This window comes from Candidatus Electronema sp. TJ (genome assembly GCF_048287355.1).
In the GTDB taxonomy this organism is placed as follows: domain Bacteria; phylum Desulfobacterota; class Desulfobulbia; order Desulfobulbales; family Desulfobulbaceae; genus Electronema.
The window spans coordinates 1-12,896 of sequence record NZ_JBLWEP010000054.1 but is presented as its reverse complement, the minus strand read 5'-3'; the positions used below and the strand labels follow the sequence as shown (position 1 = coordinate 12,896).

Annotated in this window: 12 protein-coding genes and 1 pseudogene; 7 read left to right on the top strand and 6 right to left on the bottom strand. The window is 58.6% G+C overall.

Annotated elements, in window-relative coordinates:
• The 3 genes and pseudogenes from ACNKID_RS05840 to ACNKID_RS05830 all read left to right on the top strand — a co-directional run.
• Positions 1 to 257 (top strand): annotated as a pseudogene (locus ACNKID_RS05840) (hypothetical protein); the annotation flags it as partial.
• Positions 258 to 274: 17 nt separating this feature from the next.
• Positions 275 to 988 (top strand): ABC transporter ATP-binding protein, encoded by a 714-nt coding sequence (locus ACNKID_RS05835; protein ID WP_417912495.1) that lies wholly within the window; start codon positions 275 to 277, stop codon positions 986 to 988.
• Between the two features lie 19 nt (positions 989 to 1,007).
• On the top strand, positions 1,008 to 2,975 hold the full coding sequence (locus ACNKID_RS05830; protein ID WP_417912494.1) for a bifunctional aldolase/short-chain dehydrogenase: 1,968 nt from the start codon (positions 1,008 to 1,010) through the stop codon (positions 2,973 to 2,975).
• A 273-nt stretch (positions 2,976 to 3,248) separates the two neighbouring features.
• On the opposite strand, the gene ACNKID_RS05825 is transcribed toward ACNKID_RS05830, so the two are convergent.
• A complete protein-coding gene (locus tag ACNKID_RS05825; protein ID WP_417912493.1) occupies positions 3,249 to 3,419 on the bottom strand; it encodes a hypothetical protein in 171 nt (56 codons plus the stop codon).
• A 103-nt stretch (positions 3,420 to 3,522) separates the two neighbouring features.
• Here ACNKID_RS05825 and ACNKID_RS05820 point away from each other — a divergent pair, with 103 nt between their 5' ends.
• The gene (locus tag ACNKID_RS05820; protein WP_417912492.1) at positions 3,523 to 4,800 is read left to right on the top strand and encodes a peptidoglycan-binding domain-containing protein; all 1,278 of its coding nucleotides are present in this window, start codon (positions 3,523 to 3,525) and stop codon (positions 4,798 to 4,800) included.
• Between the two features lie 243 nt (positions 4,801 to 5,043).
• Positions 5,044 to 6,981 carry a transketolase gene (locus ACNKID_RS05815; RefSeq protein WP_417912491.1) on the top strand — a complete coding sequence of 646 codons (1,938 nt, stop codon included), beginning with the start codon at positions 5,044 to 5,046 and terminating at the stop codon, positions 6,979 to 6,981.
• A gap of 123 nt (positions 6,982 to 7,104) precedes the next feature.
• Here ACNKID_RS05815 and ACNKID_RS05810 read toward each other — a convergent pair whose 3' ends face one another.
• Genes ACNKID_RS05810 through ACNKID_RS05800 form a run of 3 tightly spaced genes read right to left on the bottom strand, consistent with a single transcriptional unit; the run spans position 7,105 to position 7,756 of the window.
• On the bottom strand, positions 7,105 to 7,290 hold the full coding sequence (locus ACNKID_RS05810; RefSeq protein WP_417912490.1) for a type II toxin-antitoxin system HicB family antitoxin: 186 nt from the start codon (positions 7,288 to 7,290) through the stop codon (positions 7,105 to 7,107).
• A 50-nt stretch (positions 7,291 to 7,340) separates the two neighbouring features.
• Positions 7,341 to 7,541: a DUF2283 domain-containing protein gene (locus ACNKID_RS05805; protein WP_417912489.1), complete on the bottom strand. Its 201-nt coding sequence runs from the start codon at positions 7,539 to 7,541 to the stop codon at positions 7,341 to 7,343.
• A complete protein-coding gene (locus ACNKID_RS05800) occupies positions 7,538 to 7,756 on the bottom strand; it encodes a DUF4258 domain-containing protein (protein WP_417912496.1) in 219 nt (72 codons plus the stop codon). The genes ACNKID_RS05805 and ACNKID_RS05800 overlap by 4 nt, the downstream gene beginning before the upstream one ends.
• 550 nt (positions 7,757 to 8,306) lie before the next feature.
• On the opposite strand from ACNKID_RS05800, the gene ACNKID_RS05795 reads away from it, so the two are divergent.
• Both ACNKID_RS05795 and argF read left to right on the top strand, forming a co-directional pair.
• The gene (locus ACNKID_RS05795) at positions 8,307 to 9,977 is read left to right on the top strand and encodes a putative ABC transporter permease subunit (RefSeq protein WP_417912488.1); all 1,671 of its coding nucleotides are present in this window, start codon (positions 8,307 to 8,309) and stop codon (positions 9,975 to 9,977) included.
• Positions 9,978 to 10,165: 188 nt separating this feature from the next.
• Complete coding sequence (argF, locus tag ACNKID_RS05790; protein WP_417912487.1) at positions 10,166 to 11,095, top strand: ornithine carbamoyltransferase; 930 nt, start codon at positions 10,166 to 10,168, stop codon at positions 11,093 to 11,095.
• Between the two features lie 38 nt (positions 11,096 to 11,133).
• On the opposite strand, the gene ACNKID_RS05785 is transcribed toward argF, so the two are convergent.
• Together ACNKID_RS05785 and ACNKID_RS05780 are read right to left on the bottom strand one after the other, a co-directional pair.
• A complete protein-coding gene (locus ACNKID_RS05785) occupies positions 11,134 to 12,585 on the bottom strand; it encodes a class-II fumarase/aspartase family protein (protein WP_417912486.1) in 1,452 nt (483 codons plus the stop codon).
• A 20-nt stretch (positions 12,586 to 12,605) separates the two neighbouring features.
• Positions 12,606 to 12,896 (bottom strand): hypothetical protein (locus ACNKID_RS05780; RefSeq protein WP_417912485.1); only part of this gene is annotated, 291 nt, incomplete at its 5' end.

Sequence of the window (12,896 nt, the reverse complement as noted above, 5' to 3'; positions counted from 1 at the left end):
TCCGCGACGCAGACAGCACGCCGGCATTTCCAATTTTTTCCTGCTGGAACGTGGACAGTGTCTCTGGGGAGTTTCAGCAGCATATTGACAAGTATCTGACACCGAGCAAAAGGATGGAGATTGGCGATGCAGAATTTTTGTTTTATGTCATGGGTCTCAGTCAGAAGCAATGCGAAGGTTTGACCGGAATGCACGAGCTGACATTTGTCAATGAGAGCAATCTCGTCCAGCATCTTGAGAAGATGCTGGATGCGTGACATGCGAGAGGTTTAACATGCAGCTCATAGTGCAAAATCTCTCTGTTTCCTACGGCAAAATCCGCGCCCTGCACGGCCTCAGCTTCACGGTCGCTCAGGGCGAAATTGTCACTATCATCGGCGCAAACGGCGCAGGCAAGAGCACGGTGCTCCGCGCCATTTCCCGAATGATTCCTGCGGAAGCCGGTTCCACTCTGGAATTCATGGGCGAGAACCTGCTGCACTATAAGACAGACAAGGTGGTGTCGCGGATAGGAATTTCTCATGTGCCTGAAGGCCGGATGATTTTTGGCAGCCTGACTGTGGGAGAAAACCTTACGCTGGCGGCTTTTGCCCGCAAGGACAGGGAAGCTGTGGCGCGTGACAAGAAGTGGGTTTTTGATCTTTTCCCGCGCTTGGAGGAGCGGAAACATCAGCTTGCCGGAACCATGAGCGGCGGCGAACAGCAGATGCTCGCTGTGGGACGGGCCTATATCAGCGGCAGAAAAATAATGCTCTTGGATGAACCATCCATGGGACTGGCCCCTCTGCTGATGCTCGACATGTTTGCTGCCTTGAAGGAGATCAACCGGACTGGCACCACCATTCTGCTGGTGGAGCAGAACGCCCGTCTCGCCCTCAAGTTCGCCCAGCGCGGCTATGTGTTGGAAAACGGCAGGCTGGTGCTGGAAGGCGCGGCGGATGAGCTGCTCAACAGCCCTGATGTGCGGAAAGCCTATCTTGGCGCGTGAGCCTGACAAGGAAAACTGTATGCGCAATTTATGGAATGAAACTGAGGCCGCAGCCTGCGCCGACGAGTTGGCTCTGCGGGTCTATTCCTCCCGCCTGCTGGGGCGCGAGCCTGCCTTGGTTCTGCACGGCGGCGGCAACACCTCGGTGAAAATCAGGGAAAAGAACTTGCTTGGCGACGAGGAGGAGATTCTTTATGTCAAGGGCAGCGGCTGGGATTTGGCGACGATTGAGGCTGCCGGGTTCGCGCCGGTGCGGCTGCGGCCCATGCTCGCTCTGGCCAAGCTGAAACGGCTGACCGATCCGCAGATGGTCAACGAGCTGAGGACTAACTGCGTCCGCGCCGATGCGCCCTCTCCCTCAGTGGAGACCATCCTCCATGCCCTGCTGCCCTTCCGCTATGTGGATCACACCCACGCCGACGCAGTGCTGACAATCTGCAACACGCCGGACGGCCTGCGGCGGATTGAGGAGCTGTACGGCGGATTGGCGGTGATCGTGCCCTATGTCATGCCCGGCTTTGACCTCGCCCGCGAGGCAGGCCGACTTTTCGCCGCGCAAGCCGGGCCGCAGACCATCGGCATGGTTCTGATGAACCACGGCATTTTTTCCTTCGGCAATACAGCGCGGGAATCCTATGAGCGGATGATCCGGTTAGTGAGCATGGCGGAAGAGTATTTGCGGGAGCATGACGCTTGGGAGCTAGATGAGCCTGCATCGCAGCAGCCGCGCTCTGACCGCAGCGAAATTGCCGAGTTGCGCCGGGTCATCTCGGCTAAAGCAGGCCGGCCGATGCTTCTCAGCGTCACCGGCAGCCAGCGCGGGCTGGACTTCGCCCGTCGTTCTGATGTCCGCGAGCTGGCTTGCGGCCCGGCCACGCCGGATCATGTCCTCCGCACCAAAGCCCTGCCGTTGATCGGGCGAGATGTGGAGCAGTACGCGCAGGATTACCGCTGTTATTTCGAGGCGCATGAGCCGGAAGCCAAGGAACGCAAAGTCATGCTCGATCCGGCCCCGCGTGTGCTGCTCGACCAAGAGCTGGGCCTGTGCTGCGTCGGTGCTTCCGCCGCCGAGGTCGGCATTGTTGCTGACATTTACGAGCATACGATGGACTGCATCCTCCGGGCGGAGCGGCTGGGCGGCTGGCGACCCCTGCCTCCGCGCGATCTCTTCGAAGTTGAATATTGGGATTTAGAGCAGGCCAAGCTGAAGAAAGGCGGTAACGCTCCGATCTTCAAGGGTGAAATCGCTCTGATCACGGGCGCGGCATCGGGCATCGGCAAGGCCTGCGTGGACTCGTTCCTCAAGAGGGGCGCAGCGGTAATCGGCTTGGATATTGATCCGAAAATTGCCGAAGTGTCCACGTCTCCCGCCTTTCTTGGCCTGCAATGCGACATCACCGATGAGGCTCAAGTTGCGGCAGTGTTGGACACGGCGGTACGCCGCTTCGGCGGGCTGGACATGCTGGTGCTGAATGCCGGGATTTTCCCCCCCAGCAAGGCTGTTGCCGAGCTGCCCGGCGAGCTGTGGCGGCGGGTGATGGCGGTGAATCTCGATGCCAACCTGACCCTGCTTCGCGAGGCGCATCCGCTGCTCAAGGTCGCACCTGGCAAAGGCCGCGTGGTGGTGATCGGCTCCAAGAACGTGCCTGCGCCCGGCCCCGGCGCAGCGGCTTATTCCGCCGCCAAGGCCGCACTGACCCAGCTCATGCGGGTCACGGCTTTGGAATGGGGCAAGGACGGCATCCGCATCAACGCCCTCCATCCGAATGCAGTCTTTGATACCGGCATCTGGACAGAGGATGTCTTGCAGACGCGGGCGGCGCACTACGGCCTGAGCGTGGCCCAATACAAAACGAACAACCTGCTCGGCGTGGAGGTGCGCAGCCGTGATGTGGCTGAACTGGCTGCGGAACTCTGCGGCCCGCTCTTTGCCTGCACAACCGCCGCCCAGCTGCCGGTAGATGGTGGGAACGACAGAGTGGTATGAGCGGCTGGGAAATTCTCACTGTTTCTTAACCGGTTCGCAACACAGCCACGCATAAATTGCTTGCGTCGCTGTGTGCGGTTCATTATCATGTGTTATCCGGCTGGACTGCTCTGTTGTGGCAGAGCCTCTTTTTTGGCCTGATAGGTACAAAAAACGATGGAAAACTTTTGGTGCTGTTACCTGCCGGCAAAGCGTTGCAGGGATAGCCGCTTTGAATACATAGAAAAATATACACCCTAAAGTATTTTTCATGCGGTGCAATTTTTTGTATTGCTATTCTATGCGGCAGGTGCTATAGTGGATAATAATTTCAGGGAAAAGAAATGCTGATTGATTCATTCTGCCGCTTGACAGTGCAGCTTCTTCGTTGTATAGAAAGAAGGATTGATGGAACTCAGTGTCGATTTTCCCTGCTGCGGGTGTGCCGCGCAGCAGACTGTTCATGCTGCTGCATGAGCAGCGCGGCGTGAAGCAAAATCAACCTGTTGTTTTCAGGTGAGTCATGGTTTGTCGTTGCGGCAATGAAAAAATTGAAAGGAGGCAGGTAATGAAGAAGAAGGATAGCGTGATTCTTGGAGCGGCTGCAGTGTTCGCTTTCGCTGGCATCGTTCAGGCTCAGGATTTCGGCGGCGGCTATGATCCGTCCCAGCAGAATCCGGCGCAGCAGGATGATGCGGTTCAGGCCGAGCCGATTCAGGATGCTGGCGATCAGGTTCAAGTTCAGGATGCTGGTCAGGCGGTTGCTGTTGATGAGGCGACTCAGAGCGTCGGCCCTGATCAGATGCTGGGCAGCGGCAGCGATGCGCCAGATGTTCCGGCCAATGCTAAACCTGGCGAGTGCTATTCCCGTTGTATCGCTCCGGCCAAGTACAAGAATGTCACCGAGAAGATCATGGTGAAGCCGGCTGCCGAGCGCATTGAGACCATCCCGGCCAAGTACAGATGGGTCGAGAAAAGAATTGTTGCCAAAGACGCGTCCGAGCGCATCGAGACCAGCCCGCCGAAGTTCGCATGGCGGACCGAGCGCATTGTGCTCCGCCCCGCGTCCGAGCGGCTGCGCGCCATTCCGGCCAAGTATGAGACCCGTCAGGAGCAGGTCGTTGTGAAGCCTGGCTCCACCCGGATTGTCACCACTCCCCCGGTTTTCAGAACAGAGCGTGACCGCGTTCTGGTGCAGGCAGCCTCCAACAAGTGGATCAGAATGGCCACTCCCTGCTCTGATGACGATGTGAAGCTGGGCCTGACCGACTGCGAGACCCTGTGCTTGGTTGAGACCCCGGCCATGTACAAGACCGTGATCAAAAAGGTGCTGGTGACCCCTGCGCAGGAGAAGACCGTCACCATCCCGGCTGAGTTTGAGACCGTGACCAGAGAGGTTGTGGTTGCTCCGGCCCGTGTTGAGAAGGAAATCATTCCTGCCGAGTACCAGACCGTGCGCAAAAAGGTCATGGTCGAGCCGGCCAAGACCACCAGAGTTCCTGTCCCGGCTGAGTACAAGACCATCCGCGTCAAGGAAGTCATTCAGGAGGCCAGCGAGCGTCGGATTCCGACTCCTGCTGAGTACCAGACCATCACCAAACGCGTGAAGGTCAGCGACAGCAAGATCGTTTGGCGGACAGTGCTTTGCGAGGATAAGATCAAAGACACCAAGATCATCAGCGTGCAGAAGGCACTGGCTCAGGAAGGCTTCTACAACGGTCCTGTTGACGGCAACCTCAACAGCGAAACTCAGCAGGCAGTCCGCGCGTACCAGCGGTCCAAGAGCCTGCCTGAGGGCGGCGGTCTGACCATCGAGACTCTTGAGGCTCTGGGTATTTACGAGTAAACCTCAGCCCTGCTGAGAGTCCCTCCAGACGGGGATGCTGCGGTGACGCGGCATCCCCGTTTCTCTTTCCTCTGCTGCGGCCATGCCTCTGCCGCTCAGACGGCGTTCCGCATTCCGCGCTCTTTCCTGTTGTCTTTCCGCCGCAATCCATTTATAAAACGGTCTGCAAACCAGTCAGCTATAGAACGGGCAGGAGAACACCTGCCCGTTCATCATTTTCATCCTTCCAACATGGAGAACAACATGCCTCTGAAGTTCGATCTCTCCGCCGCTGAACTGAGCAGCGCGGAACTCGCCTCGCTCAAAGAGATGCGCGCACGCTGCGCCCGACGCATTCTGCTGTCCACCAGCCTTGCCGCATCCGGCCATCCGGGCGGCTCGCTGTCGTCCTTGGACATGCTGCTGGTGGCCTACGGCATCCTGCGGCATGACCCGCAGCGTCCGCGCATGGAGGAGCGCGACCGCTTTGTCGCCTCCATCGGCCACATCTCCCCTGGTGTCTACAGCGTGCTGGCGGAGCATGGCTACTTCAGCGAAGAGGACTTCCTGGCCGGCTTCCGCCGCACTGGCTCCGGCTTTCCTGGCCACGTGGAAAGCATCGTCCCAGGCGTGGAGTGGGACACCGGCAACCTTGGTCAGGGCCTGTCCACAGCTGTGGGTATGGCGCACGCCTTCAAGCTCAAGGGCATGAGCAACCGCGTCTTCTGTCTGATGGGCGATGGCGAGCAGCAGAAAGGCCAGATCGTGGAAGCCATCCGCCACGCAGTGAAGTACAAGCTGGACAACCTCACGGTGCTGATCGACCGCAACAAGCTGCAAATCTGCGGCAGCACAGAGGACATCATGCCGCAGTGCATGCAGAAGCTCTACGGCGGCCTTGGCTTCAACACAGTCAAACTGGAAGACGGCCACGACTGCAACGCCATCTACAAAGCCATGCGCGAGGCCTGCCGCAACATCAGCGGAGTGCCAACGGTGATCATTGCCAAGACCGTGATGGGCAAGGGCATTTCCTTCATGGAGAACAAAGCCAAGTATCATGGCTCGCCTCTGCCTGCGGATGATCTTGCCAAGGCCTTGGCTGAATTGGGCGTGAAGAATGATTTTGAACACTGGCAGGAGCGGCGCAGGCAGCCGGTCAGCGGCAAAAGCATCATGCCGCCGCGAGCCGAGTACCCAAGCGTGCAGGCGGGCGAGCCGATCGTCTATCCGGCGGACAAACCCACGGACTGCCGCTCCGCCTACGGCAATGCCTTGACGAGTCTGGCCCAAGCCAACAACATAGAGGGACATCCGCCGGTGATTATCGGCATCTCCTGCGACTTGGAAGGCTCTGTCAAGATGGATGGCTTCCACAAGCAATCACCGCAGGCGTATCTGGAGCTGGGCATTCAGGAGCACCACGCAGCGGGCACAGCAGGCGCGATGAGCTGCGAGAAGTTCGTCACCTTCTTCTCGACATTCGGCTCCTTCGCTGTCTCCGAAGTCTACAACCAAAACCGGCTCAACGACTTCAACCATACGAACGTGAAAGTGGTGGCCACGCACGTGGGTCTGGATGTGGGCGAGGACGGCCCGACGCATCAGTGCATTGACTATCTCGGCCTGATGAAAAACTACTTCCGCTTCTCGGTCTTCATGCCTGCGGATCCCAATCAGACCGACCGCATCATCCGCCACATAGCCGTGCAGCCAGGCAATCACTTCGTGGGCATGGGCCGCTCGAAAACCCCGACCATAACCCGCGAGGACGGCAGCATCTACTATGATGCCAGCTACGTCTTCACACCCGGCAAAGCAGACTGGCTGCGTGAAGGAACGGATGCCACCATCATCACCTATGGCGCGTTGACACCAGCCTGCATCACGGCATGGGAGCTGCTGAAAAAGGCGGGCAAGTCAGTCGGCGTGCTGAACATGGCCTCGCTCCTGCCCTTGGACAAAGATGCAGTGCTTGCAGCGGCCAAACGCGGCCCCATTGTCACGGTGGAGGATCATCATGTGGAAACTGGCCTTGGCGCGTCCGTGGCATCCGTGCTGATCGACAACGGCCTTGCCCCGAAGATGAAACGCCTGGGCGTGAAGCAGTACGGCGGATCTGGCAAGCCGTCAGATCTCTACAAGCAGCAGGGCTTGGATGCGGAATCCATCGCCAAGACCGTGCTGGAGCTGGTTGGATAAGGAAGGGCGGTTTGAGTGCTGCGTCATCGGGCAATGGTTGCAAAAACATTGCCCGATGAACACAGAGCGGCTTGCAGGCATGGCGCAACCTTGCAGCTTCAGATTTTCGGGATGCCCAATTGCCTAAGCCGCTGCGGCCTGAAGCGCATCCTGCCGGTTGAACTCAACTGCTTCCAAGAGGGTTGCACGGAGCGAGGCAAGCAGGCTCTCGCGGGTGTGCTCTTGGCAGTTGATGCCGGGAATTTCTTCAATCCTGCCTCTCCACCGGCCGCCGTCCTGTTTTCTTATTGCGGCGCACGTGTTGGGCATAGTGTCGCCCTGCGCATATGCTTTATGAGCATGACCTGCTTCAGCCTGCCTCATGCAGACTGAAAGTGCATCGTGGAAAGGTCTTCCCTGCTTGCCCGTGCGGAGATGCCGAGCAATTCAATGCCAACCACATTGCCTTGCTCATCGAAATCAAGGATCACACCAGGCCGCACCTCTTCAGAATCTGCAACACGGTTCTCCGCCAGTCGGAAGTAGAGCGCATCGCTCTCTTTATCCACCTTGATTGTCATATATTTTTCCTTAATCTTCGGTCAAAGAAGGCTGTGACCCTTTTATGTGGCACAGATGCCGCATTCACCACCACACGGAGCCAGCGATTGCCGTATTCAGGGATTTCCTTCAAATAATGGCGTGTCCCGTCAGCATGGTTTTCAATAATATCCGGCTGAAGCACCGCGCTGTCCACCCATGAACGTTTGATACCCCGTTCATGCAGCATGGTGATGAAATGAGCTGTGTTTCCATCCTCTTTCCGGTGCGTGTTGCGAGCAGCGTGTCATTCAGTTTATCGTAGAAGGCGGGCCGCGCTTTGTCAAGCCGCGCCTCTGCTGTTCAGGTTTGACGAGCAGCAGGCGTTGAGCGAACGTCGATGCTGGCATGGAGAAAATCTCGATGCTAGCATGGACTTTTTCTCGATGCTAGCATGGAAAAAATCTCGATGCTGGCATGGACTTTTTCTCGATGCTAGCATGGAGCACCTCTCGAACGTAGCATGGAGTACCTCTCGAACGTAGCATGGAGCATCCCTCCATGCTTGCATCGAAATTTTGCACGTGCCAGGCCGATGCAGGGGAGCAAGCGGGAGCGGAGCAAGCAGCCAGGCTGGCTGTCAGACCGCCGCTCCGCTGCGCAGTTTTCGGATTGAACGCCCTGCCGAAAAGGCTTACAATAAGCTGTCCGCTTTTCTTTTTTGCCTGCATGGAGGCTTTTATGAACACTGCTGTTGACTGCGGAGCGTCTGACGCGCCGCTCCGCTCCCTGCGGGTCTGGGAAACATGCTGAGCGCACGCCAGGAGCCGTTCCTCCTCTTCCGTCCCTTTGTCCTTGGCATCCGCAACCGTTTCTTCCGGGATAAACGGAGCAGCCTGCGCACCGCCGCTGTGCTGGGCCTGGGAGCCGCGCTCTTCATCGCCCTGCATGCAGTCAGCCTGCGGGTTATCGGCTACTTCCACAGCCAGAGCGAGCTGGGCATCATCCTCAGCCTGAAGATCTTTCAGATGGCGTGGACGATCATGTTCGCCATGCTGATCTTCTCCTCGATGGTCTCGGCGGTCTCGGCACTCTACTTGTCATCGGACAATGAGATACTGTGCAGTGCGCCGGTGGCTGAGGAAGAGCTGTTCCGCATGCGCTTTGCCACCTCGCTGCTCTACACCTCGTGGATGATGGTGATTTACTCGCTGCCGATCTTCGGGGCCTACGGTACAGTCTTCCAGGCTGGCTGGCTGTATCATCTGCTGATGGCCATGACTGTGCTCAGCACCGCCCTCACTGCCGGGGGCATTGGTCTTGGCGCGACCATCCTGCTGGTGCGCCTCTTCCCGGCCAAGCAGACCAAAGACATCGCCGTGTATCTTTCGCTGCTCTTCGGCATCCTGCTCTATCTGGTCATCCGCCTGCTCAAGCCGGAAGACCTGGCCTATCCAGACAAGTATCCAGACTTTGTTGAATATCTGTCCAGCCTGCAAGCGCCTGGATCAACCCTGCTGCCGCCGTCCTGGGCCAATCAGCTCCTCAACAGCTACCTGCAAGACCAGAGCATTGACTGGCTGGCCGCCGGGCTGCTTCTGCTCACCCCGCTGGTGCTTTTCTGGGCTGGCGAATGGCTGATGGCCCGTTGCTTCTTTGACGGCTTCAGCAAAGCGCAGGAGTCCTTTGGCGGCTCGCGCACCTTCGGCGGCAAGGGAGGCTACCAGCCCTCGCCCCTGCGCTGGATCTTCCACAAAGAAGCCAAGCTCTTTCTCCGCGACTCAGCAGAGTGGTCGCAGCTCTTCTTGGTGGGCGCATTGATTGTTGTCTACCTCTACAACTTCAAGGCCCTGCCCTTGGAGCGCTCGCCCATGCCCACAGAGTACCTGGCCAATCTGCTCGCCTTCGCCAACATCGGCCTGGCTGGCTTTCTCGCCACATCGCTCGCGGCCCGCTTTGTCTATCCTTCCATCGGCGCGGAAGGCCCGGCCTTTCTCATCATCTGCTCCTCGCCTTTGCCGCTGCCGCAGTACCTGCTTTGCAAATATCTCTTTTACTGCATCCCGTTCACGGCAGTGACGCTTTTCTTGATCATCGCTTCGAATGCCCTGCTGCAAATCACCGGGCCAATGTGGTGGGTCTCTATTGGCGTGAGTCTGGCCATCACATGGAGCGCACTGGCTCTGGCCCTCGGCTTTGGGGCGATCTACGCTGACTTCAAAATCGAAAGCCGGACAGCGGCGCAGGGCAGCTTCGGCATGATGCTCTTCATGTTCGTCAGCCTGGCGATGGAGCTGCTGATCTTGGTCGTTGGCTTCTGGGGCAACTACCGCCTGCTCCGTTTCTGGCTGCGCGGCTATGAGATTGATCCGCTCGGGGTTCTGCTCTCCGTCGGTTCCTTGGTGCTTATTCTCCTCATCGGCGGCTCAGCCGCGTTCTTCTGCCTGAAAAAGGGCCTCAGGGCATTGAAGCAATAAAGCCGCTGGCACCGCCCGTGCGCAGATCTGTTTTCCTCTCTTAAAAAGAAATGATCATTTCCAAGCAGAATTGCTTTGCAAAACCGCTTTTTTTCCTATAACAATACTTTTTTCGGCTGCGCTGCCCGCTGCTGCTGCGGCGCGGCAGTTCCTGCGCGGCCTGTTTTCAGAACATCGAGATTCTCATCATGAGCAAGCATTTATTGGCGTTACAAGATTTTGCCCCGGCGCAGCTGCTGTCCTTCCTTGACCGGGCGGCAGTGCTGAAGCAAGAGGCGGCATCCGGCATCCGACATCAGCAGCTGGCCGGAAAGCGCATCTGCATGTTGTTTGAGAAGCCTTCGACCCGCACCAGGGTCTCTTTTGAAGCGGCGATGTACGGGCTTGGCGGCCAAGTCATCTTCATGCCTGCCAAAGAAAGCCAGCTGGGCCGGGGCGAGCCGCTCAAGGACGCGGCGCGGGTGCTCTGCCGTTATGTGGATGCCCTTGTTGTGCGCACCTACGGCCAGCAGGTGGTGGAGGAGCTGGCCCGTTACTCTGAGGTTCCGGTGATCAACGCCCTCACCGATCTGCACCATCCCTGCCAAGTCCTCAGCGATCTGATGACCGTGATTGAGCGGAAGGGCGGTCTGAGCACTCTGAGCACGCTGAAGATTGTCTGGCTGGGCGACGGCAACAACATGGCCAACTCGTGGATACAGGCTGCTGCCGTGCTGGGCTTTTCCTTGACGCTGGCCTGTCCGGCAGGTTATGACCCTGATCCGGCAATACTGGAGGCGGCCCGCAAGACCGCCTCGCAGCCCATTGCCGTCTTGCGCGACCCCGCAGAGGCGGTGCGCGGCGCAGACGTGATCAACATTGATGTCTGGGCCTCAATGGGCAAGGAAAGCGAGCGGGAGCAGCGCCTGCGCGACTTCCGCTCCTATCAGCTCAATGCCGCCCTGCTGGCCAAGGCGGCGAAAGATGCCATAGTCCTGCACTGCCTGCCTGCGCACCGGGATGAGGAGATCACCGAAGAAGTGCTGGAAGGCCCGCAGAGCGTGGTCTTTGATCAGTCCGAGAACAAGATGCACATGCACAAGGCCATCTTGGAGGCTTTGATCTGCGGCGCGGCCTGAGAAAGACAGAGCAAAAGGAGGAGGAACCGGGCTGCTCGTCAGCAGCCCAGCGTCCGGCAGCCAGTCTCAGCGCAGAGCGGGCAGCTTTGGCTGCGCTCCGCCGAAGCCTCGTCCAGCTCGCGCATTTTGTCTTGGACAAAAGCGACCGTCCGGCTGCTCAGCTCCTTGGCCATGCCGATGTGCTTTTCCGGCAGGATGGCCTGCTCAATCTCCTCGCGCTTGAAGTTGGCCGCCAGCTCCGGCAGTTCCATCAGGATGTCCAGCACTGGCCGGTTCTTCGCCACGGCCTCCATGGAGACCTTGTACACTAAGGCGTGGGCGTTCTCTTTGCCGATCTTCGTGCCGATGAAGAACATCAAGGCCTCGCTGGAGATCAGCGGCGCGGCCCGGAGGACGTTCTCCCGCACCCGCTCCTCATGCACGGTCATCTCGGCGAGAATGTGCTGCATCATCGCCAGCAGGCCGCAGGTGTAAAGCGACGCGTCGGTGAGCGCGGCCCATTCCAGCCGCACTGAACGGTAGTCGCGCTCATGCTCGCAGAGCAGGCCGTCAAAGCCGAGCATGGCCTGCGCCTTGACCAGTTTTGATAAAACAACCACCTGCTCGCACAGCTCCGGGTTGCGCTTGTGCGGCATGGTGCTGCTGCCGATCTTGCCCATGTGGAACGGCTCCTCCATCTCGCCGGTCTCATTGCGGGCCAAGCAGCGGATTTCATCCGCAATGCGAGCCAGAGAGCCGCAGATCACAGCCAGCACGGAAAGATATTCGGCAAAGCGGTCGCGGGCGGCGTGCCACGCCACGTTTGGTGCTTCCAGTCCGAGCCGGGCTGAAAACTCCGCCAGCAGGGGCAAAGCCTTGTCGCCGAAAGCGTCCATCGTGCCCACGCCGCCAAAGAGCTGGCTGACCAGCACCCGCTTTTTCATTGCCTGAAGCCGCTCGAAATTGCGCCACGTCTCGTCCAGCCAGCCAGCCATTTTCAGGCCCATCGTCGTGGGCAGGGCGTGCTGGCAGTGGGTGCGGCCTATGGTCACTAAATCCTGATATTGCTCCGTCCGCTGAATGAGCAGGCCTATGATGCCGCGCAGGTCGCGTTCAATCATCGTGATGATGTCGCGCAGCTCCAGCACTTGGGCGGTGTCCTGAATATCTTGGGTGGTCGCGCCAAAGTGAATGAACTGGCCGGATTCCTTGTCGCAGGCATTGCGCAGGGCCGCCAGCAGCGGCATCAGCGAATGATTGGTCAGCTTCAGCCCAGCGCGGATTTCATCTAAGTTGAATGTGCGGATCTGCGCGTTTCGCTGAATGTTCTCCGCAGCAGCGGCAGGGATGATGTCCAGCTTGGCCATCGCCATGGCCAAAGCGGCTTCAACATCCAGCCAGCGTTGGTAGCGGCGCAGGTCGCAGAAGACTTGGCGGGCTTCAGGCGTGGTGTAGCCGCCGGAATAGAAGCTGGAATCGGTGATGTGGCTGTTGGGAGCACAGGTGGTCATGGTGTCTTCTTGGGTAGTCCTTACGGGGTGGCCGCTGAATTTTGGGCAATATTTTCACTGCCGTTTGAAAGAGACAGCCGGAGCATCATGCAATGACCATGCGCTGTCATTCCGGCCGCAGGGAGGAAACTCCTCAGGATCATGGGATTTCCGCTCAGCTTGAACTGCCGGATTCCCTGCCTGGGATGCCGTTTTTCACGCTTCATCTGCCTTATCTTACGCTTCACTCGCCTCAACTCACGCTTCATCCGGCTTATGTCACGCTTCATTCGTCTCATCTCACGCTTCAGATGCCATGTATCACGCTTCAT

Excerpts from the sequence above, each read along its gene's own strand:
- ACNKID_RS05820 (WP_417912492.1), top strand. The coding sequence starts at position 3,523 with ATGAAGAAGAAGGATAGCGTGATTCTTGGAGCGGCTGCAGTGTTCGCT.
- ACNKID_RS05795 (WP_417912488.1), top strand. The coding sequence starts at position 8,307 with ATGCTGAGCGCACGCCAGGAGCCGTTCCTCCTCTTCCGTCCCTTTGTC.
- ACNKID_RS05835 (WP_417912495.1), top strand. The coding sequence starts at position 275 with ATGCAGCTCATAGTGCAAAATCTCTCTGTTTCCTACGGCAAAATCCGC.
- ACNKID_RS05785 (WP_417912486.1), bottom strand. The coding sequence starts at position 12,585 with ATGACCACCTGTGCTCCCAACAGCCACATCACCGATTCCAGCTTCTAT.
- ACNKID_RS05810 (WP_417912490.1), bottom strand. The coding sequence starts at position 7,290 with ATGCCCAACACGTGCGCCGCAATAAGAAAACAGGACGGCGGCCGGTGG.
- argF (WP_417912487.1), top strand. The coding sequence starts at position 10,166 with ATGAGCAAGCATTTATTGGCGTTACAAGATTTTGCCCCGGCGCAGCTG.
- ACNKID_RS05825 (WP_417912493.1), bottom strand. The coding sequence starts at position 3,419 with ATGAACAGTCTGCTGCGCGGCACACCCGCAGCAGGGAAAATCGACACT.
- ACNKID_RS05805 (WP_417912489.1), bottom strand. The coding sequence starts at position 7,541 with ATGACAATCAAGGTGGATAAAGAGAGCGATGCGCTCTACTTCCGACTG.
- ACNKID_RS05830 (WP_417912494.1), top strand. The coding sequence starts at position 1,008 with ATGCGCAATTTATGGAATGAAACTGAGGCCGCAGCCTGCGCCGACGAG.
- ACNKID_RS05815 (WP_417912491.1), top strand. The coding sequence starts at position 5,044 with ATGCCTCTGAAGTTCGATCTCTCCGCCGCTGAACTGAGCAGCGCGGAA.